Annotated in this window: 27 protein-coding genes; 9 read left to right on the top strand and 18 right to left on the bottom strand. The window is 70.7% G+C overall.

The features are described from left to right. Window positions 1-69 precede the first annotated feature (69 nt). The 3 genes from ACLVWQ_RS38170 to ACLVWQ_RS38160 all read right to left on the bottom strand — a co-directional run bounded on the left by ACLVWQ_RS38170 (window position 70) and on the right by ACLVWQ_RS38160 (window position 3,976). Complete coding sequence (locus ACLVWQ_RS38170; RefSeq protein WP_414113898.1) at window positions 70-1,050, bottom strand: Lrp/AsnC family transcriptional regulator; 981 nt, start codon at window positions 1,048-1,050, stop codon at window positions 70-72. A gap of 263 nt (window positions 1,051-1,313) precedes the next feature. Next, entirely contained in the window at window positions 1,314-2,921 is a 1,608-nt protein-coding gene (locus tag ACLVWQ_RS38165; RefSeq protein WP_414114029.1) for a DHA2 family efflux MFS transporter permease subunit, read from the bottom strand. A gap of 254 nt (window positions 2,922-3,175) precedes the next feature. Then, window positions 3,176-3,976 (bottom strand): LysR family substrate-binding domain-containing protein, encoded by an 801-nt coding sequence (locus tag ACLVWQ_RS38160; protein ID WP_414113897.1) that lies wholly within the window; start codon window positions 3,974-3,976, stop codon window positions 3,176-3,178. Here ACLVWQ_RS38160 and ACLVWQ_RS38155 point away from each other — a divergent pair. Further along, window positions 3,969-4,124 carry an SDR family oxidoreductase gene (locus ACLVWQ_RS38155; RefSeq protein WP_414113896.1) on the top strand — a complete coding sequence of 52 codons (156 nt, stop codon included), beginning with the start codon at window positions 3,969-3,971 and terminating at the stop codon, window positions 4,122-4,124. The two genes, ACLVWQ_RS38160 and ACLVWQ_RS38155, sit on opposite strands and share 8 nt — an antisense overlap. Before the next feature lie 108 nt (window positions 4,125-4,232). Continuing rightward, window positions 4,233-5,183 (top strand): 4-hydroxy-tetrahydrodipicolinate synthase, encoded by a 951-nt coding sequence (gene dapA / locus ACLVWQ_RS38150; protein WP_414113895.1) that lies wholly within the window; start codon window positions 4,233-4,235, stop codon window positions 5,181-5,183. A gap of 34 nt (window positions 5,184-5,217) precedes the next feature. Here dapA and dapD read toward each other — a convergent pair whose 3' ends face one another. The 3 genes from dapD to ACLVWQ_RS38135 form a co-directional block, all read right to left on the bottom strand. Then, window positions 5,218-6,207, bottom strand: a complete 990-nt coding sequence (gene dapD, locus ACLVWQ_RS38145; RefSeq protein WP_414113894.1) for a 2,3,4,5-tetrahydropyridine-2,6-dicarboxylate N-succinyltransferase — start codon at window positions 6,205-6,207, stop codon at window positions 5,218-5,220. Window positions 6,208-6,428: 221 nt separating this feature from the next. Next, the gene (locus ACLVWQ_RS38140; protein ID WP_414113893.1) at window positions 6,429-6,965 is read right to left on the bottom strand and encodes a TetR/AcrR family transcriptional regulator; all 537 of its coding nucleotides are present in this window, start codon (window positions 6,963-6,965) and stop codon (window positions 6,429-6,431) included. Further along, window positions 6,965-7,285 (bottom strand): DMT family transporter, encoded by a 321-nt coding sequence (locus ACLVWQ_RS38135; RefSeq protein ID WP_414113892.1) that lies wholly within the window; start codon window positions 7,283-7,285, stop codon window positions 6,965-6,967. The genes ACLVWQ_RS38140 and ACLVWQ_RS38135 overlap by 1 nt, the downstream gene beginning before the upstream one ends. 274 nt (window positions 7,286-7,559) lie before the next feature. On the opposite strand from ACLVWQ_RS38135, the gene ACLVWQ_RS38130 reads away from it, so the two are divergent. Further along, a complete protein-coding gene (locus ACLVWQ_RS38130) occupies window positions 7,560-8,450 on the top strand; it encodes an AbfB domain-containing protein (RefSeq protein WP_414113891.1) in 891 nt (296 codons plus the stop codon). Between the two features lie 141 nt (window positions 8,451-8,591). Here ACLVWQ_RS38130 and ACLVWQ_RS38125 read toward each other — a convergent pair whose 3' ends face one another. From ACLVWQ_RS38125 to ACLVWQ_RS38090, 8 genes are all read right to left on the bottom strand, one after another. Then, window positions 8,592-8,924, bottom strand: a complete 333-nt coding sequence (locus ACLVWQ_RS38125; RefSeq protein WP_053741509.1) for a metal-sulfur cluster assembly factor — start codon at window positions 8,922-8,924, stop codon at window positions 8,592-8,594. Next, window positions 8,921-9,388: a Fe-S cluster assembly sulfur transfer protein SufU gene (sufU, locus tag ACLVWQ_RS38120; RefSeq protein WP_414113890.1), complete on the bottom strand. Its 468-nt coding sequence runs from the start codon at window positions 9,386-9,388 to the stop codon at window positions 8,921-8,923. The genes ACLVWQ_RS38125 and sufU overlap by 4 nt, the downstream gene beginning before the upstream one ends. Before the next feature lie 16 nt (window positions 9,389-9,404). Next, the gene (locus tag ACLVWQ_RS38115) at window positions 9,405-10,661 is read right to left on the bottom strand and encodes a cysteine desulfurase (RefSeq protein WP_414113889.1); all 1,257 of its coding nucleotides are present in this window, start codon (window positions 10,659-10,661) and stop codon (window positions 9,405-9,407) included. Further along, window positions 10,658-11,422 carry a Fe-S cluster assembly ATPase SufC gene (gene sufC / locus ACLVWQ_RS38110; RefSeq protein WP_414113888.1) on the bottom strand — a complete coding sequence of 255 codons (765 nt, stop codon included), beginning with the start codon at window positions 11,420-11,422 and terminating at the stop codon, window positions 10,658-10,660. The genes ACLVWQ_RS38115 and sufC overlap by 4 nt, the downstream gene beginning before the upstream one ends. Window positions 11,423-11,429: 7 nt before the next feature. Further along, entirely contained in the window at window positions 11,430-11,765 is a 336-nt protein-coding gene (locus ACLVWQ_RS38105) for a non-heme iron oxygenase ferredoxin subunit (protein WP_414113887.1), read from the bottom strand. Then, window positions 11,765-12,943 carry a Fe-S cluster assembly protein SufD gene (gene sufD / locus ACLVWQ_RS38100; protein WP_414113886.1) on the bottom strand — a complete coding sequence of 393 codons (1,179 nt, stop codon included), beginning with the start codon at window positions 12,941-12,943 and terminating at the stop codon, window positions 11,765-11,767. Before sufD ends, ACLVWQ_RS38105 begins: the two co-directional genes overlap by 1 nt. Window positions 12,944-13,011: 68 nt before the next feature. After that, entirely contained in the window at window positions 13,012-14,436 is a 1,425-nt protein-coding gene (sufB, locus tag ACLVWQ_RS38095) for a Fe-S cluster assembly protein SufB (protein WP_414113885.1), read from the bottom strand. Further along, entirely contained in the window at window positions 14,433-15,236 is an 804-nt protein-coding gene (locus tag ACLVWQ_RS38090) for a helix-turn-helix transcriptional regulator (RefSeq protein WP_414113884.1), read from the bottom strand. Before ACLVWQ_RS38090 ends, sufB begins: the two co-directional genes overlap by 4 nt. A 160-nt stretch (window positions 15,237-15,396) precedes the next feature. Here ACLVWQ_RS38090 and ACLVWQ_RS38085 point away from each other — a divergent pair, with 160 nt between their 5' ends. From ACLVWQ_RS38085 to ACLVWQ_RS38070, 4 genes are all read left to right on the top strand, one after another. After that, window positions 15,397-16,236: an aminoglycoside N(3)-acetyltransferase gene (locus ACLVWQ_RS38085; protein ID WP_414113883.1), complete on the top strand. Its 840-nt coding sequence runs from the start codon at window positions 15,397-15,399 to the stop codon at window positions 16,234-16,236. A gap of 68 nt (window positions 16,237-16,304) precedes the next feature. After that, window positions 16,305-17,228 (top strand): ABC transporter ATP-binding protein, encoded by a 924-nt coding sequence (locus tag ACLVWQ_RS38080; RefSeq protein WP_414113882.1) that lies wholly within the window; start codon window positions 16,305-16,307, stop codon window positions 17,226-17,228. Then, window positions 17,225-18,028, top strand: coding sequence for an ABC transporter permease (locus ACLVWQ_RS38075; protein WP_414113881.1), 804 nt, complete (start codon window positions 17,225-17,227; stop codon window positions 18,026-18,028). Before ACLVWQ_RS38080 ends, ACLVWQ_RS38075 begins: the two co-directional genes overlap by 4 nt. Before the next feature lie 103 nt (window positions 18,029-18,131). Further along, window positions 18,132-19,139, top strand: a complete 1,008-nt coding sequence (locus ACLVWQ_RS38070; protein ID WP_414113880.1) for a COX15/CtaA family protein — start codon at window positions 18,132-18,134, stop codon at window positions 19,137-19,139. 58 nt (window positions 19,140-19,197) lie between these two features. Here ACLVWQ_RS38070 and ACLVWQ_RS38065 read toward each other — a convergent pair whose 3' ends face one another. The 4 genes from ACLVWQ_RS38065 to ACLVWQ_RS38050 form a co-directional block, all read right to left on the bottom strand. Then, on the bottom strand, window positions 19,198-19,959 hold the full coding sequence (locus ACLVWQ_RS38065) for a nucleotidyltransferase domain-containing protein (RefSeq protein WP_414113879.1): 762 nt from the start codon (window positions 19,957-19,959) through the stop codon (window positions 19,198-19,200). 18 nt (window positions 19,960-19,977) lie between these two features. Next, a complete protein-coding gene (locus ACLVWQ_RS38060; protein ID WP_414113878.1) occupies window positions 19,978-21,084 on the bottom strand; it encodes an amidohydrolase family protein in 1,107 nt (368 codons plus the stop codon). A 126-nt stretch (window positions 21,085-21,210) separates the two neighbouring features. Then, window positions 21,211-21,534: a hypothetical protein gene (locus ACLVWQ_RS38055; RefSeq protein ID WP_414113877.1), complete on the bottom strand. Its 324-nt coding sequence runs from the start codon at window positions 21,532-21,534 to the stop codon at window positions 21,211-21,213. Between the two features lie 345 nt (window positions 21,535-21,879). Further along, complete coding sequence (locus ACLVWQ_RS38050) at window positions 21,880-22,836, bottom strand: heme o synthase (protein ID WP_414114028.1); 957 nt, start codon at window positions 22,834-22,836, stop codon at window positions 21,880-21,882. 355 nt (window positions 22,837-23,191) lie between these two features. Here ACLVWQ_RS38050 and tkt point away from each other — a divergent pair, with 355 nt between their 5' ends. Both tkt and ACLVWQ_RS38040 read left to right on the top strand, forming a co-directional pair. Beyond that, a complete protein-coding gene (gene tkt / locus ACLVWQ_RS38045) occupies window positions 23,192-25,294 on the top strand; it encodes a transketolase (RefSeq protein WP_414113876.1) in 2,103 nt (700 codons plus the stop codon). Window positions 25,295-25,344: 50 nt separating this feature from the next. Next, window positions 25,345-25,817: transaldolase family protein (locus ACLVWQ_RS38040; RefSeq protein WP_414113875.1), on the top strand; the 473-nt coding region annotated here is incomplete at its 3' end.

Below are 25,817 nucleotides of genomic sequence, written 5' to 3'. Positions count from 1 at the left end.
CGGCTTTGCCCGTAGCGGTTCTGCCCGTGCGGTTCCAGCCGTGGAGAGGCACCGGTCCCGGCCGCGCGGTCAGCGGCCGGGCTCGTAGGTGAGCTGTTTGACCTGCCGCAGGGTGAGGACGGTCTCGACGGCCCGGACCCCGTCGAGTACCCCGACCTTCTCGCTCAGGTACGCGTACAACGCGCTGGTGTCGCGGCAGAGGACGGACGCGGCGACGTTGGCCTGGCCGGTGATGGCCGCGGCGAAGCCGACCTCGGGGTGTTCCGCGAGAGCGCGCCCGACGTCGGCGAGGGCCGAGGGCGCCACCGTGAGCCAGAGCATGGCTCCGGTGGTGTGCCCCAGGGGCTCGCGGTCGTGCTGTACGTCGAAGTAGAGGGCCCCGCAGGAACGCAGCCGGTCGAGCCGCCGTTTGACCGCCGACTCCGTCTGCCCGGTGCCGGCCTGGAGTTCGGTGAGCGGGGTCCGGCCGTCGCGCCGGAGCACGGCGAGCAGCGCCTCGTCGTCCGCGTCCAGGGCGACGGGAGCGGTGGACGTCTCGACGGGCGGCGGGGCCAGGGCGGCCTCCTCGTCGGGGTCCAGGGCCCCTCGTTTGTTGAGCCAGCCGAGCGCGCCGCCGTAGAAGGAGTGCAGGATGCAGTGCGCGCTGACCGAGATGACGCGCGGGGTGCGCGGCAGCCGGTCGAAGAGCAGCTCGTCCCGTTCCTGCCGTGAGCGCGGTTTCATCGCGCACAGCACCTCGGTGCCACCCGAGATCAGTTCGATGTACGTGGTGTCGGGGCGCCGGGCCAGCGCGCCCGCCAGTTGTTCCGCCATGTCCGGGGTGCAGCGCAGCCGGACCATCCAGCTCTGTCTGCCCAGCCGGCTCTCGTCGGTCATGCCCAGCACCCGCAGGCCCACCGTGGTCCGCAGCCGTCGGTAGCGCCGGGCGACGGTCTGGTCCGAGACGCCGAGCACTTCCGCGAGCCGGCTGAACGGCGCACGGCCGTCGATCTGGAGCGCCTGCATCAGCTTCAGATCGAGGGGGTCGGGCGGTTCACGAGGGTCGAGCACCTGGGACTCCACCGGGCTGGACTGCGGATACGGGGCTGCGGCTGCGGCTGCGGCTGCGGCTGCGGCTGCGGCTGCGGCTGCGGGAGATCATCCTAGCGAGCGCCTGCCGGGTGCCGGCCCGAGCGCCTGTGGAGTGGGTCCCGGGAACCGCGCGAGGCCCGGGTCCAGGAGTATGTTCCCGCACCCGGGCCTCTCACCGGCGCCCATCCCGTCCCCACGGAGGGCGCCCGGTAAGACGCCGGATCACCGCCGGGGGTTCATCGCTACCGGGGGTCGAGTTCCGGCTGGGACTCGACCGGCCCGCGCTGCCGCGGTGTCCCCTCCACGCCGGAACCGGAACCGGAACCGGAACCGGAACCGACGACGGTGCCGCCACCCGAGCCGGTCACCGGCGTCGTCGTCCGCCGCGGGCTGCGCAGCAGGACCGCGGAGACCGCCGCCGCGAGCAGGGTCAGGACCGCGGACACGACCAGACACAGGTGGAGGCCGTCGAGGAACGCCTCGGACAGCGCTCCCAGGGCGCGCCCTTGGGCCGGACCCAGGTTCATCCGTGCGACCGCGCCCAGTCCGCCCTCGTCCACGGCCGCCAGGACGCTCTGCCGCTGGGCGCCCGTCAGGCCCGCGTCGGCGAGGTGCCCGGACAGGGAACCGGTGGCCCGGCTGGTGAGCAGGGCTCCCAGGACGGCGGGTCCGAGCGCGCCGCCGACCTGCCGGAAGGCGTTGTTCCCGGCCGCCGCCATACCCGCCAGGTGGTGCGGTACGGAGGCGACCGCGGTGGCGGTCATCGGCGTCATGACCAGGCCCATGCCCAGGCCGAGCAGCGCCAGCCGCCAGACCAGCGAGCCGTACGAGGTGTCGGCGTCGATCGTGGTGAGGGAGAGCAGGGCGCCCGCGCTGACGAGCAGGCCGCCGGTGATCAGGACACGTGCGGACACCCGGTGCATCAGGCGGCCGACCGGTGCTCCCACCAGGATGGCCATCAGGCTGACCGTCACCATCCGGGCACCCGCCTCCAGGGTGCTGAGCTGCTGGACCGTACCGAGGTAGAGGCTGAGGGCGAAGAAGAACCCGATCAGGCCCAGGAAGCTGATCATGGCGACCAGGGTGGTGGCGCTGAAGGCCGCGCTGCGGAAGAGCTTCAGGTCCAGCATCGGGCTGTCGCTGCGCCGCTCCACGAGGACGAAGGCGACACCGCTGACGACGGCCGTGAACAGGGCCACCATCACCTTCACGTCCGAGAAGGACTCGGCGCCGCCCTCGATGACCCCGTAGACCAGTGCGGTGATCGCCAGCGCGGCGGTGATCTGGCCGGGCCAGTCCAGCCTGCGCGAACCGGCGGCGCGCGAGTCGGTCAGCAGCCGGGCCGCGCAGCCCATGGCGACGAGCGAGGCGGGGACCGCCAGCAGGAAGATCCAGCGCCAGGCGAAGTGTTCGAGGATGAGCCCGGCGATGATCGGGCCCAGGGCGAGGGCCGAGAGCAGCGACGTGGCCCACAGTCCGATGAACTTGCCGCGTTCGCGGGGGTCGGGGACGACATGGCTGATCAGGGCCAGGGTCGTGGGCAGCAGCGCCGCCGCGCCGATGCCCGCGAAGGCCTGGCCGACCCAGAGGACCTCGATCGACTGGGCGAACAGGGCTATCGCGGCGCCCGCGGCGCAGAAGGCCAGGCCCGCCTGGAAGACCTTCTTGCGGCCGTGGACGTCACCGACGACCCCGGCGGTGAGGATGAGGGCGGCCATCGGCAGGACGAACGCGTCGGACACCCAGGCCAGCTGGGACGTCGACGCGTGCATCGCCCGCTGGATGGCCGGCAGGCTCACCGAGACGGTGGTCACCGGCAGATAGGCGACGAACACGCCCACGCAGGCCATGACGAGCGTGGCCGCCCGCCGGCCCTGTGGGACGCTCTCGGCAGTTGTGATGTTCACACGACTCTCCCTTGCGGCGGCACACGCCGCGGTTCGGCTGTTTCCGCGCTCACTCTCGGCCGCACCGCCGAAGCAGAGCCAGCCACGGCGTCGATATCCGGGAAATCCGACACCCGGACAGGGTTCTCGGTGGATTTCCGATACGACGACGGGACCGGTGATCGCTGCTCGCCGCGTGCGACGCCCGCCCTCCGACCTCAACCGAGCTTCAGGTCGAGCCCGCCCCTCGCCCCTCCGTCCGCCGCCCCTCCCTCACCCGCACCGCCGCTCCTCGCGTCACGGATGAGCGCGGTCCTGAAGGCCGCCACGAGGGGGTTGCGATCGCCGACGCGGGTGGCCAGCACGACGTGGCCGGGCTCGACGCCCTCCAGGGGGACCGTGGTGAGTTCCGGGCGCATCCGCCTGGTGTGTTCGCCGGCCGGAATGATCGCGACGGCCTGCCCCGCGGCGACGAGCTCGGTCTTGTCCTCGACGTCCTCGACGAGCGGCCCGTCGGGCGCGGGGCGGCCGTCGGGCCGGGGGTCGATGCGCCAGAAGGCGTTCCAGCCCGGGTCGGGCACGCGCGGCATGGGCTCGTCGGCGATGTCGTCGAACGTGACGGACTCCCGGCCCGCCAGGCGGTGACCGCGGGAGACCAGCAGGACCCGGGGCTCGTCGTAGAGGACGGTCACGTGCAGGCCCGCGCTCTCCAGCGGCAGCCTGGTCACCACCGCGTCCACGCTGTGGTCGAGCAGCGCCCGGCGCTGTTCGTTCCAGGGCAGGTGCGAGGTGCGCACCTCCGCCTCCGGGTGGCGGTGCCGCACGTCCCGCACGGCCGCCGTGACGATGAGGTTCATGGTGTAGCCGATGGTGATCCGGCTGGGATGGGCGGCGGCGCGGGTGCGCGTCATGGCCTGGGCCGCGGAGCGCAGCAGCGTTCGGGCGAGCGGCAGGAAGACCTCGCCCGCTTCGGTGAGGCCGGTGCCGCGCGGGGAGCGGTCGAGCAGGCGGGTGCCCATCTCGTCCGCCGCCGCCCGTATCCCGTTCGGTCGGTTCGGCACCGCCCGCGAGGTGGCCGAGACCGTCGCCTTCCTCGCCTCGGACGCGGCCGGTTACGTCACCGGCCAGAACATCGTCGTCGGCGGCGGCATCGGGATCGGGGTGTGAGCGGCGCGCGCTGAAGCAGCACAGGCGAACGATCCAGTAGCTCTCCTTACACATAGGACGTAGAAGAATTAAGTGGAGCTTCCACGTCGGCGCGCCGAGACTACGTCCATGACCACAGCCGCACCCCCGCCCACGCCCACGCACACGCCCCGATCCGCGCCCGCGCCCGCGCGTGACCGCCCCTTCGGCCGTGCCCTCTGCGCCATGGTCACGCCCTTCACCGACGAGGGGCTGCTCGACCTGGACGGGGCGCGGCGGCTGGCCGAGTCGCTGGTCGCCGAGGGCTGCGACGGGCTGGTGCTGTCCGGCACCACCGGGGAGTCCCAGACCACGACGGACGCCGAGAAGACCGCGCTCGTACGGGCGGTCGCCGAGGCCGTCGGCGACCGTGCCGCGGTCGTCGCGGGCGTCGGGACCGCCGACACCCGCCACACCGTCGAGCTGGCACGCGAGGCGGAAAAGGCGGGCGCGGACGGCCTGTTGGTCGTCACGCCGTACTACAGCAGGCCTCCGCAGGACGCCGTCGAGGCGCACTTCCGGGCGATCGCGGACGCCTCAGGCCTGCCTCTCGCGCTGTACGACATCCCGGGCCGCACCGGTACCCGTATCGAACCGGAGACGATGCTGCGGCTCGCCGAGCACCCACGGATCGTGGCGGTGAAGGACTGCGCGTACGACCTGCTCGGCACCCAGAAGGTGCTGGCCCGCACGGATCTCGCGTACTACGCGGGCTGCGACGAGTACGCGCTGGCCCTGTACGCGGTGGGCGGCGCCGGGTTCATCAGCACGGTGGCCAACGTCGTGCCCGGCCGGCTCCGCGGCATCCTGGACGCGTTCGACGCGGGGGACACCGCCGGGGCGGCTCGCCGCCAGCAACAGGCCAACGCCCTCGTCGAGTTGATGATGGCGTCGGGCCTGCCCGGCACGGTCACCACGAAGGCCCTGCTCAACTCCCTCGGCCTGCCCGCCGGTCCGGTACGGCCACCGCTGCGGCCCGCCGGCCGGGAAGCGGCCGACGGGCTGCGCGCCGAGTACGAGCGGCTGGTGGCCGCCTCCTGATCAGCGTCCGCCTCAGTTGTGGCTCAGTTGTGGCTCAGTTGTGGCTGTGGAGGATCTCGTTCAGCCCGCCCCACACCGCGTTGTTCGGGCGGGCCTCCACCTTTCCGGTGACGGAGTTGCGGCGGAAGAGGATGTTCGAGGCGCCGGAGAGCTCACGGGCCTTGACGATCTGTCCGTCGGGCATCGTCACGCGCGTACCGGCGGTGACGTACAGCCCGGCCTCGACGACACACTCGTCGCCCAGCGCGATACCGACACCCGCCTCCGCACCGATCAGGCACCGCTCGCCGATGGTGATACGGACATTGCCGCCGCCCGAGAGCGTCCCCATCGTGGAGGCGCCGCCACCGATGTCCGAGCCGTCGCCGACCACGACACCGGCCGAGATACGGCCCTCGACCATCGACGTGCCGAGCGTGCCGGCGTTGAAGTTCACGAAGCCCTCGTGCATGACCGTGGTGCCCTCGGCGAGGTGCGCGCCGAGGCGGACCCGGTCGGCGTCGGCGATACGGACGCCCTTGGGCGCCACGTAGTCCGTCAGGCGCGGGAACTTGTCGATGGACGTCACGGCCAGGTGGAGGCCCTCGGCGCGGGCGTTGAGCCGGACCTTCTCCACGTCGTCCACGGCCACCGGGCCGAGCGAGGTCCAGGCCACGTTGGCGAGGTGGGCGAAGAGGCCGTCGAGGTTCTGCCCGTGCGGCCGCACCAGCCGGTGCGAGAGCAGGTGCAGCCGCAGGTACGCGTCGTGCGCGTCGAGGGGCTTCTCGTCGAGCGAGGCGATGACCGTGCGGACCGCGACCACCTCGACACCCCGGCGGGCGTCCGGGCCGACCGCTTGCACGGCGCCCTCACCGAGCAGTTCCACCGCGCGTTCGGCGGACAGCCGCTCGGAGCCGGAGGGACCGGGCTCGGCGACCAGCTCGGGCGCCGGGAACCAGGTGTCGAGGACGGTGCCGTCGGCGGCGATCGTGGCGAGCCCGGCGGCGACAGCGCCGGTGGTGCGTACAGCAGTCGTGTCGGTCATGGCAGAAACCTAACGCGCCACAACCCACCCGAGCCAACCAGCACCCCGGCAGACGCCCCTGAGGCGCCGGGGCTCAGCCCGGCACTCCGGGGGCGCGGGGAACGGCGCAGTCTTTCAGGGGCGCGGGGAACGGCGCACCCAGCCACCGGCGACCCGCACCACACAACCCGCCGCACCCCACCGCCCCCCACACCCGACGGTTCCCCACACCCGACGGTGGATCACCCGATCACCCGCGCCAACACCTCCCGCGCGTACTCCTCCTCATACGCCGCCCCCGTCAACAACACCTGCAGACAGATACCGTCGATCAGCGCGACCAACGCCCGCGCGGTCACCGAATCGGTGCGCCGAGCGAGAAGGTCGGCGAAGTCCCGGCCCCACTCGTCCGCCACAGGCCGCAACGCGGGCCGCCGCAGCGCGGCGAGATAGAGCTCGTACTCCACCTCCACCCCCGTACGGTCCCCGGCGAGCCATTCCCGGCCGAGCGCCGCGAGTTCGGCCGCGAGGTCCGCGCCGGGGTCCCGCAGCGCGACCCGCGCCGCCACCGTCTTGGTGAAACCCTCGTTCGCCTGCCGCAACGCGGCGACCAGCAGCTCGTCGAGCGTCTTGAAGTGGTACGTCGTCGAGCCGAGCGGCACATCCGCCTCGGCCGCGACCGTGCGATGGCTCAGCCCGGCGATGCCCTTGGCCGCCACGACCCGGATCGCCGCGTCGATGATCCGCTGCCGCCGCTCGGGGTCGTAGCGCCGGGCCATCAGTGCGCCCCTCCCAGGTTCAGCACGACGACCCCGCCGATGATCAGCGCGATCCCGGCGAACTTGGTGACGCTGAGCCCCTCCCCGAGGAACACGATCCCGATCACCGCGATGGCCGCCGTGCCGACCCCGGCCCAGATCGCGTACGCCGTGCCGACGGACACCGTCTTGAGCGTCTGCGCGAGCAGCAGGAAGGCGACGACGTAGCCGAGGGCGGTCAGCAGGGAGGGCCACAGCCTGCTGAAGCCGTCGCTGTACTTCATCGCGGTCGTGGCGGCCACTTCCGCGGCAATGGCTCCGGCGAGCAACGCGTATCCCATGCGTACGAGAGTACACATCGATGCGTACGACCGTACACAGTGCCGGAACTTCGCCGGCGATTAGTCAACTTGCCGATGATTGCGGCCAGTTCGGGCAGTAGCCGCTCTCAGGAACGCTTACTCGACACGCCCGGCTTCCACTACTGTTCCCCTCGTCGCGCACGTGGACCTCCCGGCCAGGGCCGTCCCGTGGGCCCGCGACCTCCGCCTCCTCTTGTGCCACGACACCTGACCGATCCGCGTCCGCCCTCGGCGACGCCGGGAGGAACCGCGCATGCCGGAAAGAAGCACCGAGTCCGCTCCCGTCCCGTCCGCCCGTCTCCCGCAGGTGTGGGAGACCGGCGAGACCCTGGAGGAGCCCCGCATCCCCGGGACACGCAGGCTCTGGCTGGCCGGAGCCCTGCTGCTCGCGGTCCTCGCCTCCACCGTGACGGCGACCGTGCTGGACAACGGCAAGGACACCTCGGCCGAGGACCGCACGGAGAACACCGCCGCCACGGACGAACCGCTCGTGCCGGACCCGTCCGCCGCCACCGCGCCCAGCGGAAAGAGCGGTCTGGCCGCACCCGAGTCCTCCGGGGCCGCCGACGGCTCCACCGCACCCGCGGACCACCGGGCCGGCTCCGTACCCGGCCCCGCGCCCCGTCCGTCGGCCTCGAAGTCCGCCTCCGCCCAGAAGCCCCCCGCGTCCGGACACCAGCAGGCGTCCTCGCGGAAGTCCGTCCAGGCCGTCAACCACCCCGACCGCTACTGGCACCTCGGCGAGCGCTCGGCATGGGACGGTTCGGGCCGGGACAGCTCCGTGCGGCTCGACCGGATCGACTCCCGCAGCTCGTCGCGGACCAGGCAGGACGCCTCCTTCACGCTCGTCCCCGGCCTCGCCGACTCCCGCTGCGTCTCGTTCTCCCTCGGCGAGGGCCGCTATCTGCGCCACGCCCAGTTCCGGCTGCGCGCCGACCGCCACGACGGCTCCAGGCTCTTCGAGCAGGACGCCACGTTCTGCCCGCGCCCGTCGGCGTTCTCCGGCGCCGTCATGCTGGAGTCGGTCAACTACCGCGGCCGCTTTCTGCGCCACAGCGACTTCCGGCTCCGCCTGGACCCGTACGAGAACAGCGGCATCTACCGGGCGGACTCGGCGTTCCGCCTGGTCGACGGGCTGAGCTGAACCGCACACCCACGGCCCGCACACGCCAGGACCAGCACGGCACTCCCCGTACAACGCACACGGCCCCCGGCTCGGAAGCCGGGGGCCGCACACGTACCAGCACGCACACACACGTACGGAAGACTCAGGGACGACGCTCGCTCAGACGTTGAAGCCCAGCGCCCGCAGCTGATCGCGGCCGTCGTCCGTGATCTTGTCCGGGCCCCACGGCGGCATCCACACCCAGTTGATGCGGAGTTCGTTCACGATGCCGTCCGTGGCGGACTTGGCCTGGTCCTCGATGACGTCGGTGAGCGGGCACGCCGCCGACGTCAGGGTCATGTCGATCGTCGCGATGTTCGCGTCGTCGATGTGGATGCCGTAGATCAGTCCGAGGTTGACGACGTCGATGCCCAGTTCGGGGTCGACGACGTCGTACAGCGCCTCGCGGACCTCGTCCTCGGAGGCCGGTTTCATCTCGATGGTCTCGCTCATGCCGTCTTCCTTTCGGCGTCGGCCTCGCCCAGGGCCTGGGCCGTCGCGTCCTTCCAGGCCATCCAGCTCAGCAGCGCGCACTTCACGCGGGCCGGGTACTTGGAGACCCCGGTGAACGCGACCGCGTCCTCCAGGATCTCCTCCATCGCGTCGTCCGGCTCGATGCGGCCCTTGGACTGCATCAGCTCCAGGAAGGTCTCCTGGATCTTCTGCGCCTCGGTCAGGTCCTTGCCCACGAGCAGGTCGTTCAGCACGGAGGCCGAGGCCTGGCTGATGGAGCAGCCCTGGCCCTCGTACGACACATCGCTGATCGTCGTGCCGTCGTACTTGACGCGCAGCGTGATCTCGTCGCCGCACGTCGGATTGACGTGGTGCACCTCGGCGTCGCCATCCCGAAGACCGCGCCCGTGCGGGTGCTTGTAATGGTCCAGGATGACTTCCTGGTACATCGAATCCAGCTTCACGTCCAGGTCACGTCCCTCAGCCGAAGAAGTTCCGTACATGCTCCAGGCCGTCGACCAGTGCGTCGATCTCGGTCGGCGTGGAGTACAGATAGAACGACGCTCGCGTGGTCGCAGGAATTCCGTACCGCAGGCAGACCGGCCGTGCGCAGTGGTGTCCGACCCGGACGGCGATGCCCTGCTCGTCGAGGACCTGGCCCACGTCGTGCGGGTGGATGTCACCCAGCGTGAACGAGATCGCCGCGCCGCGGTCCTCGGCCGTCGTCGGGCCGATGATCCGCAGGCCGGGGACCTCGGCGAACCGCTTCACCGCGTACTCGGTGAGGGCGTGCTCGTGGGCGAGGATCTTGTCCATGCCGATCGCGCTCAGGTAGTCGATGGCCGCACCGAGACCGACCGCCTGGGCGATCGGCGGGGTGCCCGCCTCGAACTTGTGCGGGGCGGGCGCGTACGTCGACGAGTGCATCGACACCGTCTCGATCATCTCGCCGCCCCCGAGGAACGGCGGCAGGTCCTCCAGCAGCTCCTGGCGGCCCCAGAGGACGCCGATGCCGGTCGGGCCGCACATCTTGTGGCCGGTGAAGGCCACGAAGTCGGCCTGGAGGGCCTGGACGTCCAGCGGCATGTGCGGGGCGGCCTGCGAGGCGTCGATGCAGACCAGCGCACCGACCTCCTGGGCGCGGCGCACTATCGCCTCGACCGGGTTGACGGTGCCCAGGATGTTCGACACCAGGACGAAGGAGACGATCTTCGTCTTCTCCGTGATGATCTCGTCAATGTCGGACAGGTCGAGCCGGCCGTCGTCGGTCAGGCCGAACCACTTCAGCTTCGCGCCCGTGCGCTGCGCGAGCAGCTGCCACGGCACGATGTTGGAGTGGTGCTCCATCTCCGTGATGACGATCTCGGTCTCGTGGTCCACGCGGTAGGGCTCGTCGGCCCAGCCGAGCATGTTGGCCACGAGGTTGAGCGACTCGGAGGCGTTCTTCGTGAAGATGACCTCGTCGCGGCTCGGCGCGTTGATGAACGCGGCGACCTTGTCACGCGCGCCCTCGTACAGCGCCGTGGCCTCCTCCGCGAGCACATGCACACCGCGATGGACGTTGGCGTTGTGGCTCTCGTAGTACTCGTTCAGGGCGTCCAGCACCTGGCGCGGCTTCTGCGAGGTCGCCGCGTTGTCCAGGTACACGAGCTTGTGCCCGTCGTGGACCCGGCGGTCCAGGATGGGGAAGTCCTTGCGGATCGCCTCGGTGTCGAGGAGGCCCGACAGCTGCGTCACGCGGATGCGCCACCCTTCACGTACTTGTCGTAGCCCTCGGCCTCGAGCTGGTCGGCCAGCTCCGCGCCGCCGGACTCGGCGATGCGGCCGTTCGCGAACACGTGCACGTGGTCGGGCTTGATGTAGCGCAGGATGCGCGTGTAGTGCGTGATCAGCAGGGTGCCGACCTCGCCGCTCTCACGGACCCGGTTGACGCCCTCGGAGACGACGCGCAGGGCGTCGACGTCCAGGCCGGAGTCGGTCTCGTCGAGGATCGCGATCTTCGGCTTGAGCAGCTCCAGCTGGAGGATCTCGTGGCGCTTCTTCTCACCGCCGGAGAAGCCCTCGTTCACGTTCCGCTCGGCGAAGGCGGGGTCCATGTTGAGGCGCTGCATGGCCTCCTTGACCTCCTTCACCCACAGGCGGAGCTTGGGGGCCTCGCCGCGGATCGCGGTGGCGGAGGTCCGCAGGAAGTTCGAGACGGAGACACCGGGGACCTCGACCGGGTACTGCATGGCCAGGAAGAGGCCCGCGCGGGCGCGCTCGTCGACGGACATCTCCAGGACGTTCTCGCCGTCGAGGGTGACGGTGCCGCCGGTGATCGTGTACTTGGGGTGACCCGCGAGCGAGTAGGCGAGCGTCGACTTGCCGGAGCCGTTCGGGCCCATGATGGCGTGGGTCTCGCCCTGCTTCACGGTGAGGTCGACGCCCTTGAGGATCTCCTTCGTGGCGTTGTCGGCCTCGACGGTGACGTGCAGGTCGTGGATTTCAAGCGTTGCCATGGGTTCCTCAGGACTCCTGGGTGAGGGAGACGAGCACGTCGTCCCCTTCGATCTTTACGGGGTATACGGGGACGGGGCGCGTCGCGGGAAGGCCGGACGGCTTGCCGGTGCGGAGGTCGAAGCTGGAGCCGTGCAGCCAGCACTCGATCTGACAGTCCTCCACCTCGCCCTCGGAGAGCGAGACGTTCGCGTGCGAGCAGATGTCGTTGACCGCGAACACCTCCCCCTCGGTACGGACGACCGAGACCGGCGTGCCGTCGAGTTCCACCCGCTTGGGGGTGTCCTCCTCCAGCTCGCCCAGTCCACAGGCCCGTTGGAAACGAGCACGGTCGAGGTCGGTCATCAGACGGACGCCTCCAGCTCCTCGTCGATCCTGGCGAGGAGACGCTCCTGGATGTCGGCCACCCGGATCTGCTGGACCAGTTCGGCGAAGAAGCCGCGGACCACCAGACGGCGGGCCTCGTCGGCCGGGATGCCGCGAGCCATCAGGTAGAAGAGCTGCTCGTCGTCGAAGCGGCCGGTCGCCGAGGCGTGTCCGGCGCCGACGATCTCGCCGGTCTCGATCTCCAGGTTCGGCACGGAGTCGACCCGGGCACCGTCGGTCAGAACCAGGTTCCGGTTCATCTCGTAGGTGTCCGTGCCCTCGGCCGTGGCCTCGATGAGGACGTCGCCGATCCACACCGCGTGGGCGCCTTCGCCCTGGAGCGCGCCCTTGTAGGCGACGTTCGACTTGCAGTGCGGGGCGTTGTGGTCGACCAGGAGGCGGTGCTCCTGGTGCTGGCCGGCGTCCGTGAAGTACAGGCCGAAGAGCTCGGCCTCGCCGCCGGGTCCGGCGTAGGCGACGCGCGGGTGGAGGCGTACGAGGTCGCCGCCGAAGGTGACCACGAAGGACTTGAAGGTGGCGTCCCGGCCGATCAGCGCGTTGTGCTGGCCGACGTGGACGGCCTTGTCGTCCCAGTCCTGGACGGAGACCACGGTGAGCTTGGCGCCGTCGCCGACCACGTAGTCGACGTTGGCGGCGAGCACCGCGTCACCGGTGTGGTCGATCACGACGACGGCCTCGGCGAAGGCTCCCAGCTCGATGACCTGGTGGCCGTAGGCGACACCGCCCTCGCCGTGCACGGAGATGCGGATCGGCTCGGTGAGCACCGTCTCCTTGGGGACGGTGACGACACCGGCCTTCTCGAACGCCGAGTACGCCTGGGCGGCGATCCGGTCGACCGGGGTCGCCCGGCCGAGCCGGTCGTCGTCGCGGCCGACGGTCTCGACGACGACGCCCTCGGGCGCGTCGATGCCGACCTTCACGCCGTCGCCGGTGGCGACCGCGGTGCCGTCGTGCAGCCCGCGCAGCCGCTCCAGCGGCGTGAACCGCCATTCCTCCTCACGGCCGTGGGGGACCGGGAAGTCCGCCACGTCGAAGGAGGCGGGCGCGCTCATGCGCGTGGCGACGGTCGACTCGGCGGCCACCGCGATCTGACCGGCGGTGGTGGACCCCACCGGAATACTCTGAGCCTCAGCCATGGCTGTCGGTCTGCTCTCTTCCTACGTCAAGCGTCAAGAAATCTGGGACTGCTTCGGGGGGCGGGGTGTTAACCGACCGCGCCTTCCATCTGCAGCTCGATCAGCCGGTTCAGTTCGAGGGCGTACTCCATGGGCAGCTCCTTCGCGATGGGCTCCACGAAGCCGCGCACGATCATGGCCATCGCCTCGAACTCGGAGAGACCGCGGCTCATCAGGTAGAAGAGCTGGTCGTCCGAGACCTTGGAGACGGTCGCCTCGTGGCCCATGGACACGTCGTCCTCGCGGACGTCCACGTAGGGGTACGTGTCCGAGCGGGAGATGGTGTCGACGAGCAGCGCGTCGCACAGCACGTTCGACTTGGAGCCGTGGGCGCCCTCGCCGATCTCGACGAGACCGCGGTAGGACGTACGGCCGCCGCCGCGTGCCACGGACTTCGACACGATGTTGGAGGACGTGTTCGGCGCCATGTGGACCATCTTGGAACCGGCGTCCTGGTGCTGGCCCTCGCCCGCGAAGGCGATCGACAGGGTCTCGCCCTTGGCGTGCTCACCCATCAGGTAGACGGCCGGGTACTTCATGGTGACCTTGGAGCCGATGTTGCCGTCGACCCACTCCATGGTCGCGCCCTCGTAGGCCACGGCGCGCTTGGTGACCAGGTTGTAGACGTTGTTCGACCAGTTCTGGATGGTCGTGTAACGGCAGCGGGCGTTCTTCTTGACGATGATCTCGACGACCGCGGAGTGCAGCGAGTCCGACTTGTAGATCGGAGCCGTGCAGCCCTCGACGTAGTGCACGTAGGCACCCTCGTCGACGATGATCAGGGTCCGCTCGAACTGGCCCATGTTCTCCGTGTTGATACGGAAGTAGGCCTGGAGCGGGATCTCCACCTGCACGCCCTTGGGCACGTAGATGAAGGAACCGCCGGACCACACCGCGGTGTTCAGCGACGCGAACTTGTTGTCGCCGACCGGGATGACCGTGCCGAAGTACTCCTTGAAGAGCTCCGGGTGCTCCCGCAGGGCGGTGTCGGTGTCCATGAAGATGACGCCCTGCTCCTCCAGGTCCTCACGGATCTGGTGGTAGACGACCTCGGACTCGTACTGGGCCGCGACACCGGCGACGAGGCGCTGCTTCTCCGCCTCGGGGATGCCGAGCCTGTCGTACGTGTTCTTGATGTCCTCGGGCAGGTCCTCCCAGGACTCCGCCTGCTTCTCCGTGGAGCGCACGAAGTACTTGATGTTGTCGAAGTCGATGCCGGAGAGGTCGGAGCCCCAGTTCGGCATGGGCTTCTTGCCGAAGAGGCGCAGGCCCTTGAGACGGAGCTTGGTCATCCACTCCGGCTCGTTCTTCTTGGCGGAGATGTCCCGGACGACGTCCTCGTTGATACCTCGCTTGGCAGAGGCACCAGCCACGTCGGAGTCGGCCCAGCCGTATTCGTAGTTGCCCAGACCCTCGAGCTCGGGGTGGGCGGTCTCCTCGATGGGGAGCGTCATGCGGGGTTCCTCCCGGCGGTGCTTACGGATGCGTTATCGGTGGTCTTGGAAATCTGTGGGGTCTTCGAAAACTGTGGAGTCGCGGAGATCTTGGGGGTGTGGGCCTCGGGGATGTCAGGGATGAACGTCGTGCAGACGCCGTCGCCGTGGGCGATGGTCGCCAGCCGCTGGACATGCGTCCCGAGCAACTGGGAGAAGAACTCGGTCTCCGCCTCGCACAGCTGCGGGAACTGCTCGGCGACATGGGCCACCGGGCAGTGGTGCTGGCAGAGCTGCTCTCCTACCGGCGCGCTGCGCGCCGTAGCAGCGTACCCGTCCGCGCTCAGGGCCTTGGCCAGGGCTTCCGCGCGCTTGCCGGGCGCGGCGGACTCGACGGCCTCGCGATACGCGCCGGCCTGGGCGGCCATCCTGGCGCGGGCGAAGGCGACGAGCGCGCCCTCCCCGCCCTCGCGCTCCGCGATCCAGCGCAGGGCGTCCGCGGCGAGCTGGTCGTAGGACTGGTCGAAGGCGTCCCGGCCGCAGTCGGTCAGGGCGAACACCTTGGCGGGCCGTCCGCGCGTACGAGCGCCGTAGACCCGCTGCTCGCGGGCCTCCACGACGTCGTCGGAGACGAGGGCGTCAAGGTGCCGGCGGACCGCCGCCTGGGTCAGGCCCAGCCGTCCGGCGAGGTCGGCCACGGTCGAGGGACCGTGGTCCAGGATGGATCGCGCGACGCGGTTGCGCGTGGAGCGCTCACCGGTCGCGAGTTCCTCCTGAGGGGCCCCCGTGGGGGTCTCCCGAGCCTCGCCAACGTTTTTCACAACGCCATTGTTGCGTAATTCCTCAGGGCCTGACAACCCACGTCCACGCCGGGCGGGGTGCGGTGCATCACTTAGGTAAACCTAATCTGACCTGCGGGAACGATCTTTGATCGATCAATCGGGTGGCGGGGCCCCGGGCCGTCGGCAAGACTGGCCCACCATGCCGACACCCCCTCCCACCGGCCCTCTCGTCACCCGCGCCACCCTCGCCGCCGACCTGCTCGCGCTCGGCGTACGCCCCGGTGAGACGCTCCTCGCCCACTCGTCGCTTCGTTCACTCGGCTGGGTGAACGGAGGCGCGGTCGCCGTCGTCCAGGGACTCCTCGACGCGCTCGGCCCCGACGGCACCCTCGTGGTCCCCACCCAGTCGGGCGACCTCTCCGACCCGGCCCTGTGGACCGATCCGCCCGTGCCCGAGCAGTGGTGGGCGGCGATCCGCGCCACGATGCCCGCGTACGACCCGCTCCTGACGCCCTCACGCGGGGTGGGGGTGATCCCCGAGACCGTGCGCACCTGGCCGGGCGCCCTGCGCAGCGCGCATCCGCAGACCTCGTTCGCGGCTCTCGGACCGGGCGCGGCGGCGGTCGTCGAGGGCCACGCCCCGGACTGCCGGCTGGGCGAGCGCAGCCCGCTGGCCCGCCTGGAGGCGTGGGGCGCCCGGATCCTGCTGCTCGGCGCGGGGTACGACACCTGCACCGGATTCCACCTCGCCGAGTACCGGATACCCGCCCCGCGCGTCGAGGTGGGCCGCCCCGTCCGTACGCCGCAGGGGCCCCGCTGGGAGGTCGTCACGGAGGTGTCGATCAGCTCGGACGAGTTCGACACCCTGGGCGCCGACTTCGAACGGGACCGTCCGGTCGTACGGGGCCGGGTGGGCGCGGCCGAGGCGCGGCTGTTCCCGCTGGCCGACGCGGTGGCGTACGCGCAGCGGTGGCTCGCCGTGCACCGCTCGCGCGAGGAGTGGATCACGACCGAGGTGCCCGCTCCACGCCGCTCGTGACGCGACCCGCCGACATACGGCCGCTCGGCCGTACCTAGACTTGGCGCCCATGCGAAGTGAGGCCGCCCATGCGAAGTGAGCCCGTCGTCCAGGTCAGCGGTCTGGTGAAGCGGTACGGCAGGAAAACCGCGGTGGACGGCCTGGATCTGGTGGCCGGGGCGGGCATCACCGCCGTACTCGGCCCGAACGGCGCGGGCAAGACGACCACCGTCGAGAGCTGCGAGGGATACCGGCGGCCCGACTCCGGAACGGTCCGGGTGCTCGGCCTCGACCCGGTGCGTGAGGCCGCCGCCCTGCGCCCCCGCATCGGCGTGATGCTCCAGTCCGGCGGCGTCTACTCCGGCGCCCGCGCCGACGAGATGCTCCGGCACGTGGCGAGGCTGCACGCGCGTCCGCTCGACGTGGCCGCGCTCATCGAGCGCCTGGGTCTCGGCAGCTGCGGCCGGACGACGTACCGGCGGCTCTCCGGCGGCCAGCAGCAGCGCCTCGCGCTCGCCATGGCGGTCGTGGGCCGACCCGAACTGGTCTTCCTGGACGAGCCGACCGCGGGCCTCGACCCGCAGGCACGCCGGGCCACCTGGGAACTCGTCCGCGAGCTGCGGGCCGACGGGGTCTCGGTCATCCTGACCACCCACCACATGGACGAGGCCGAGCAGCTCGCCGACGACGTGGCGATCATCGACGCGGGCCGGGTCATCGCCCACGGCTCCCCCGACGAGCTGTGCCGCGGCGGCGCCGAGAACACCCTGCGGTTCGGCGGCCGCCCCGGTCTGGACGTCACCTCCCTCCTCAAGGCCCTCCCGGCGGACTCCACGGCGGTCGAGCTGACCCCGGGCTCGTACCGGGTGGGCGGCAAGATCGACCCGCAGCTGCTCGCGACCGTGACGACCTGGTGCGCCCAGCACGGGGTGATGCCAGAGAAGATCTCGGTGGAGCGGCACAGCCTGGAGGACGTCTTCTTGGAGCTCACCGGTAAGGAGCTGCGCGGATGAGCGCGGAAACGACACGTGCCGACGCCCGGAGCACGGCCGAGGGCACCTACGCGCCCAGTCCGGGAGCGGCCCCGCTCCGCCGCATGATCGCGACGCAGGCGGCGCTGGAGACGAAGATGCTGCTGCGCAACGGCGAGCAGCTGCTGCTGACGGTGATCATCCCGACGCTGCTGCTGGTGCTGTTCAGCGCGGTGGACGTCGTCGACACCGGCGAGGGAGAGGCTGTCGACTTCCTGGCGCCGGGCATCCTCGCGCTCGCCGTGATGTCGACGGCGTTCACCGGCCAGGCGATCGCGACGGGCTTCGAGCGGCGGTACGGCGTGCTGAAGCGGCTGGCCGTCTCGCCCCTGCCCCGGTGGGGCCTGATGACGGCCAAGACCCTGTCCGTGCTGGTCACGGAGATCCTCCAGGTGCTCCTGGTGACGGTGATCGCCCTCGCGCTCGGCTGGTCGCCGCACGGCAACCCCCTGTCGGTGCTGCTCCTGCTCGTCCTGGGCACCGCGGCGTTCTCGGGGCTCGGCCTGCTGATGGCGGGGACGCTGAAGGCGGAGGCGACGCTGGCCGCCGCGAACCTGGTGTTCCTGCTGCTGCTCGTCGGCGGCGGCGTGGTCGTCCCGCTGGACAAGTTCCCGCAGGCGGCGCAGGACGTCCTCGGTCTGCTGCCGATCACGGCTCTCTCCGAGGGGCTGCGGGACGTGCTCCAGGACGGAGCCGGCCTGCCCTGGGGGAACCTCGGGATCCTGGCGGTGTGGGCGGTCGTGGGCCTGGCCGCCGCGGGGAAGTTCTTCCGCTGGGAGTGACCACCGCGGTGGTCGTGGTCGGTCGCCAGTCGTCGGTGGCCGGTGATCGGTGGCCGGTGAAGTCGAGGGGGCTCGTGAACGCGTGCACAAGCGGCCCCCTACGATGGAGCCCGTGCCCAACCTGACCCGAGCGGACGCCGCTCAAGCCGTGCGCAACCCGCTCGCCTTCATCGCCGGGCGCTGGACCCCGTCACCCCGGACGGTCCAGCGCGCCGCTCTCGCCGCGCTCGTCATGGCGGTCCTGATCGTGGTCACCGGTGGTGCCGTCCGGCTGACCGGGTCGGGCCTCGGCTGCCCGACCTGGCCCAAGTGCACCGACGACTCGCTCACCAACACGAGCGCGATGGGCGTGCACGGCGTCATCGAGTTCGGCAACCGCATGCTGACGTACGTCCTGTGCGCGGCGGTCGGCTGGGCGATCATCGCCGCGCGCTCCCGCAAGCCCTACCGCCGCAGCCTCACCCGGCTCGGCTGGACCCAGTTCTGGGTCGTCATGGGCAACGCGGTCCTCGGCGGGGTCGTCGTCCTCGTGGGCCTGAACCCGTACACGGTCGCCGCGCACTTCCTCCTCTCCACCGCCCTGATCGCCGTCGCCACGGTCATGTGGCAGCGCACCCGGGAGGGTGACGACGCACCGCGTCCGCTGGTCGGCGGGCCGGTGCGGCAGATGGGGTGGATCCTGGTCGCCGCCACCGTGCTGCTGATCGCCGTGGGCACGGTCGTCACCGGTGCGGGCCCGCACGCCGGCGACTCCAGCGAGGTCAAGCGCATCCCGCTGGACTGGGAGAACGTCACCAAGCTGCACGCGGTCCTGGCCTGGATCGTGGTGACGCTGACCTTCGCCCTGTGGTTCGTCCTGAAGGCCGTCGACGCCCCCGAGGGGCCCCTGCACCGCACCCGCGATCTCTTCCTGGTGCTGCTCGCGCAGGGCGCCATCGGCTACGTCCAGTACTTCACCGAACTGCCGGAGGTCCTGGTCGGCTTCCACATGTTCGGCTCCTGCCTGGTGTGGATCGCCACGCTCCGCGTCCTGCTGGCGCTGCGGGAACGGCCCGAGGCCACCGCGGACCTGCCGGAGCAGTCGACGCGGTCGGCGCTCACCCGTACCTGACCGGGCGCGGCCCACGCCCGCTCAGGTACCGGCCGGCCGTTCGGATCAGGTGCGCGCGTCAGGCGTACGCGGCCACGAGCCGGTCGATCGCCGGCCCCAGGAAGTCCCGGGTCAGCTCCCCTCGGCGGGCCGACCACTCCTGAACCGGCGCCGACTCCCCCGGCTCGTCCTCGCCGTACCGGCGCCGCCTGATGTCCGTGACCACCTCGACGGGCGCGCCGAGGCCGGGCAGCAGGTCGAGCGCCTCCCGCTTGGTGATCAGCCGCCCGTCCCGCACCGTGACCGCGGCACGCGCGTGGGTGGTCATCCCGACGTCCACCCAGGAGTCCTCCGTCCAGTTGCCGACGCGGTCCACCTCGCGCCGCCAGTAGTCCCGCTGGTCCCGTACGACGAACGCGGCGAGCTCCCCGTCCGTGACCGGCGGCAGCAGCCGCTCGGGCCGTTCCCCGGACAGGACAAGGCCGAACGTGCGCAGTTCACGCCGGGTCACCGGGGTGACCGGTCGGGCGAAGAGCTGCTGGTGCGCCCAGGTGAGGTGCCGCCGCTCCGCGTCGGCCGCCGTGCCGGGCGTCAGGTAACTGCAGTGCAGCTTGGCGACGAGCGGTTCGTCGCGCAGCCGGGCGTGCAGCCGGCCCACCCGCCAGAGGGTCCTCGGTGTGATCGGGCCGTCCAGGACCGCGATCAGGTCCAGGTCGCTGCGGCCCTCCTGGTAGTCGCCCCCGCCGAGCGAGCCGTGCGCCCACACAGCCACAGGGGCGAGATCGCGCAGTTCGGCACGGAAGCGGTCGAGGAGCCGGTCGGTCGCGTCGCTGCGAGTCATGCACCCAGTCTGGACATCTCAGCCCAGTCCGTACACCCGTTTCGCGTTCCCCGCCGCGATCATGCCCGCCACCCGCTGCGCGTCGCCCGGCGACCAGGCGTCCTCGGCCACCCAGGTGCCGAGCACCCGGGCGAGCGCCTCACGGAAGAGACAGGCCCCGACCACGTGGAGTTCGGGCAGGCCCTGGGCGCCGCTGGAGAAGAGGAGCTTGCCGAAGGGGGCGAGTTCCAGGATCTCCGAGAGCACGGCCGCCGCCCGCGCCCCGGTCCGCACGAGCGCCGCGCCCAGGTCGGCGTACACGTGCGGGAACACCCCGGCGAGATGCGCCGCGTAACGGTGGTACGGGTAGCCGTGCAGCAGCACCAGATCGGTACGGAGCCCCGCGGTGGCGCGTGCGAAGTCGGTGAGCAGGACCGGGTCGGTGCGGTCGACGCGCAGTCCGGGCTCGCCCAGTCCCGCGTGGAGCTGGAGCGGCAGGCCTGAGGCGACCGCGATCCACAGCAGGTGTCCGAGCAGGACCGGGTCGCTCAGCGCACCGCCCACCGGACGGCCCGCCAGCCAGCGGCCGGCCGCGCCGCGCACCTCCGTGGCCCCGGGCGGTTCGGTCGCGAGGGCCAGTCCGTGGCGTATGCCCGCCACGGAGGTGAAGGCCACGGCGGTCGCGGCCGCCCCGTGCACCGACTCGGCGAGGTTGGCCAGGAACGACTCGACGGTGCCGGAGGTGTCGGCGACCTGCTCGGCGAGCAGTTCGAGGCGGACGATCTCATGGGCGTCGGCGGCCGCGGTGGCGGCCATCTCACCGGGCCCCGTGAGGTCGCCCGGCAGTCCGGTGTCGACCAGGTACGTCGTGACGCCGCTCCCGCGCAGCAGCCTGCGGCCCGCCTCCAGGACACCGAGTTCCCTGCGGCGCGCCAGGTAGCGGGCGGGCGGGCAGTGCGGTTCGAGTCCCAGCAGAGGGGGGCACCAGCGGCGGACGGCGAAACCGGTCTGCGTGTCGAAGAAGGTGGTGCCGGCGGCGGGCGGGCCCTCGCCCCTGGCCAGGTGGGCCTCGAAGGTCCCCAGACCCAGCTCCGTCCGCAGTACGCCGTGGCAGTACTGGTCCACCAGCGACGGCGTTTCGATCATCCGGACTCCCCCACGTGTGGCTCCGCCTGATGCAGGGCTTAACGGGTGAGGGGGGTCTCGGGTGTGGGTACCGGGTGTTTCCAGGGTGCGGGCGCGCGGTGACCGACCACGCGGTTCCCCGCGTCCCTAGGGCCTGTTGCCGGGGCCGCCGACCTGGATGCCCGCCATGCGGGTCCATTCGTACGGGCCCGTCCTGACCTTGTTGGCGAAGTCGCCGTCGAAGTCGTCGTGGACGGTGATGCCGGACTGCTTCACGGCTTCTTCCGCGACGGCGTAGCTCGGGGCCACGAGGTCGCCCCACTCGCCGTCCTCACCGACCAGGACGATCCGGGCGCCCTTCTGACCGAGGTACGCGATCTGCCCCTCGGCACCGCCATGCGCCTGGGCGAAGGAGGAGATCTGCTTGGCGAACTTCGCCACCCGCCGCTCAACCTGCTGATTGTCTGCCATACCAGAATGCTACCGACGGGTAGCCCCTCCGGGCTACGCCCACCCCACCAGGGCCGCTGAGAACAGCGCAACATTCCGCCCCACAGGCCCACGGGGACAGCGCAGCCTTTCGCCCTTCAGGGGCGCGGGGAACGGCGCAGTCTTTCGTCGGGAGGCCGCCGGGGAACGGGCAGCCTTTCGCCCTTCAGGGGCGCGGGAAACTGGCGCCGGTCTTCGTCTTGGGGGCGCGGGGAACGGCGCGATCTTTTAGGGGCGCGGGGAACTGCGCGACCAGCCACGACGAACCGGCACCCGACAACGACACGACACACCAACCCACCCCACCCGGCATGACCGAGCGGCGCGCTACCGCAAGAAGGGATCCACCGCGACCGCCACGAACAGCAGCGACACATACGTGATCGACCAGTGGAACAGCCGCATCTCCTTCAGCTTCGCCCCCACCGCTCCCCCCTTCGCCCGCGACTGCAACCCATGCGCCTCCCACAGCCAGAACGCTCCGGTCACCAGCGCCACGACGGTGTAGAACCACCCCGTGTAGCCGAGCGGAGTCAGCAGCAGGGAGACGGCCACCATGGCCCAGCTGTAGAGGACGATCTGCCGCGCGACCACCTTGTTGGAGGCGACGACCGGCAGCATCGGCACACCCACGCGCGCGTAGTCCTCCCGCACCTTCATGGACAGCGGCCAGTAGTGCGGCGGCGTCCAGAAGAACATGACGAGGAAGAGAATGATCGGCGCCCACGACATGGAGTCGGTGACGGCCGACCAGCCGATGAGCACGGGCAGACAGCCGGCGATCCCGCCCCACACGATGTTCTGCGACGTACGCCGTTTGAGGATCATCGTATAGACGACGACGTAGAAGAGCAGGGCTCCCAGCGACAGCCAGGCCGACAGCCAGTTGACGGTCAGGCCGAACAGAAGAGTGGAGACCACGGCGAGCGTGATGCCGAAAGCGAGGCACTCACGGGGGCTCACCATTCCGGTGACCAGCGGACGCTGCGACGTACGCTCCATGAGCGCGTCGATGTCACGGTCGATGTACATGTTGAGCGCGTTGGCTCCCCCGGCGGAGAGATAACCGCCGAGGCAGGTGAGGAGAACCAGCTTCAGATCGGGCACACCCTGCTGCGCGAGGAACATCACCGGCACGGTGGTGATCAGCAGCAGTTCGATGATCCGCGGCTTGGTGAGAGCGACGAACGCTTTGACCCGGGCCCCGAACGGCCGGCGGTTCGTGCCCTGGTTCGTCCCACCGACTACTCCCGCTGGACGGGATTCAACGGCCGTCACGCACACCCCTGACAGAGACATCCCAGCGAGCCCCGGGTGTGAACTCCCGGTAAAGGCTCGCGCGTACCACGCCACTGTAGACGTTGCCCAGACCCCGGCCTTCGCGGGGGTCGGGTCGTGTTGAAAGGGCCCTTCGGAGGACTGATCGGCCGCGGATTGAGCAGTCGGATCACCCGCTCCGTATTCACTTGCCACATACGGAACCCGCCGGTCGGGAGGCGGAAGAGGGAGAGTCCCGGCAGTCTGGAATGACTCGAAATAATGCGCGTACCCGCGGGGGTAGGCTCGACGATGAGCCGGTGGGCGCCGCGTGCACCGGCATTCGACATGTGGAACATGTGGAGAGGAGCCCTGACCCAGGGTGAGCACCAAGCCGACCACAACAGACCTCGAGTGGACCGAATTGGACCAGCGGGCGGTCGACACCGCCCGCATCCTGGCCGCCGACGCCGTACAGAAGGTCGGCAACGGCCATCCGGGTACCGCGATGAGCCTGGCACCTGCCGCGTACACCCTCTTCCAGAAGGTGATGCGGCACGACCCGGCGGACCCGGAGTGGACCGGCCGCGACCGCTTCGTGCTGTCCGCGGGCCATTCGTCCCTGACGCTCTACACCCAGCTGTACCTGGCCGGCTTCGGCCTGGAGCTGGACGACCTGAAGTCCTTCAGGACCTGGGGGTCCCGGACCCCGGGGCACCCCGAGTACGGGCACACCCGCGGTGTGGAGACGACGACCGGGCCGCTGGGCCAGGGTGTCGCCAACGCGGTGGGCATGGCGATGGCCGCCCGCTACGAGCGCGGTCTGTTCGACCCGGAGGCGGCCCCCGGCACCTCCCCGTTCGACCACTTCGTCTTCGCGATCGCGGGTGACGGCTGCCTCCAGGAGGGCATCTCCGGCGAGGCGTCCTCGATGGCGGGCCACCAGAAGCTCGGCAACCTGGTCCTGCTGTGGGACGACAACCACATCTCGATCGAGGGTGACACGGAGACCGCCGTCTCCGAGGACACCGCCAAGCGGTACGAGGCCTACGGCTGGCACGTCCAGCGTGTGGCGCCGCAGGAGAACGGCGACCTCGACCCGGCCGCCCTGTACGCGGCGATCGAGGCCGCGAAGGCGGTCACGGACAAGCCGTCGTTCATCGCGATGCGCTCGATCATCGCCTGGCCCGCCCCGAACGCCCAGAACACCGAGGCCGCGCACGGCTCGGCGCTCGGCGACGACGAGGTCGCGGCCACCAAGCGTGTCCTCGGCTTCGACCCGGAGAAGAGCTTCGAGGTCGCCGACGAGGTGCTGGCGCACGCGCGCCGGGCGCTCGACCGCGGCCGTGAGGCCAAGGCCGAGTGGGAGAAGGGCTTCGCCGCGTGGCGGACCTCCTCCCCGGAGCGCGCCGCCGAGTTCGACCGCGTCGCCGCGGGCGAGCTGCCGGCCGGCTGGGAGGAGAAGCTCCCGGTCTTCGAGACGGGCAAGGGCGTCGCCACGCGTGCCGCGTCCGGCAAGGTGCTCCAGGCGCTCGGCGCGGTCATCCCCGAGCTGTGGGGCGGCTCGGCCGACCTCGCGGGCTCGAACAACACGACGATCGACAAGACGTCGTCGTTCCTCCCCGCGGACAACCCGCTGCCGGAGGCGAACCCGTACGGGCGCACGATCCACTTCGGTATCCGTGAGCACTCGATGGCCGCGGAGATGAACGGCATCGCGCTGCACGGCAACACCCGTATCTACGGCGGCACCTTCCTGGTGTTCTCCGACTACATGCGCAACGCCGTCCGGCTGTCCGCCCTGATGCACCTGCCGGTGACGTACGTGTGGACGCACGACTCCATCGGCCTCGGCGAGGACGGCCCCACCCACCAGCCCGTCGAACACCTGGCCTCGCTGCGCGCCATCCCCGGACTGAACGTCGTCCGCCCGGCCGACGCCAACGAGACCACGATCGCGTGGCGCGAGATCCTCAAGCGCTACACCAAGGTCTTCGGCAAGGGCGCCCCGCACGGTCTCGCGCTGACCCGGCAGGGCGTTCCGACGTACGAGGCGAACGAGAACACGGTCAAGGGCGGTTACGTGCTCTTCGAGGCCGCGGGGCCCGAAGGACAGATCGCCGAGCCCGAGGTCGTCCTCATCGCCACCGGTTCCGAGGTGCACGTGGCCGTCGAGGCACGTGAGCGGCTCCAGGCGGCGGGCACCCCGACCCGGGTCGTGTCCATGCCGTGCGTGGAGTGGTTCGACGAGCAGGACCAGGCGTACCGGGACTCGGTGCTCCCGCCGTCCGTCAAGGCGCGTGTCGCGGTGGAGGCCGGTATCGGTCTGACCTGGCACCGTTTCGTCGGGGACGCGGGCCGCATCGTTTCCCTGGAGCACTTCGGTGCTTCGGCCGACGGCAAGGTCCTCTTCCAGGAGTTCGGTTTCACTGCCGAGAACGTCGCGGACGTCGCTCGGGAATCGATCGCCGCAGCCCAGCGCTGACGCCGACACACGACACGGCCGACACACGACACGTAGGAGATGCATTTTCCATGACAGACGCACTCAAGCGCCTCTCCGAGGAAGGCGTCGCGATCTGGCTGGACGACCTGTCGCGCAAGCGGATCACGTCCGGCAACCTCGCCGAACTGATCGACCAGCAGCACGTCGTGGGCGTCACCACCAACCCCTCGATCTTCCAGAAGGCGATCTCGCAGGGCGACGGCTACGACCAGCAGCTGTCGGACCTCGCCTCCCGCAAGGTCACCGTCGAAGAGGCCATCCGCATGATCACGACGGCGGACGTCCGTGACGCCGCCGACATCCTGCGCCCGGTCTTCGACGCGACGCAGGGCCAGGACGGCCGGGTCTCCATCGAGGTCGACCCGCGTCTCGCGCACAACACCAAGTCGACCGTCGCCGAGGCCAAGCAGCTCGCCTGGCTCGTCGACCGCCCGAACACGCTCATCAAGATCCCGGCGACCAGGGCGGGCCTGCCCGCGATCACCGAGACGATCGGCCGGGG

Origin of the sequence: Streptomyces sp. CWNU-52B (genome assembly GCF_047444975.1) — a bacterium.
Taxonomy (GTDB): Bacteria; Actinomycetota; Actinomycetes; order Streptomycetales; family Streptomycetaceae; genus Streptomyces.
The sequence above is the reverse complement of the archived record's forward strand: the minus strand, read 5'-3'. Positions and strand labels throughout refer to the sequence as shown.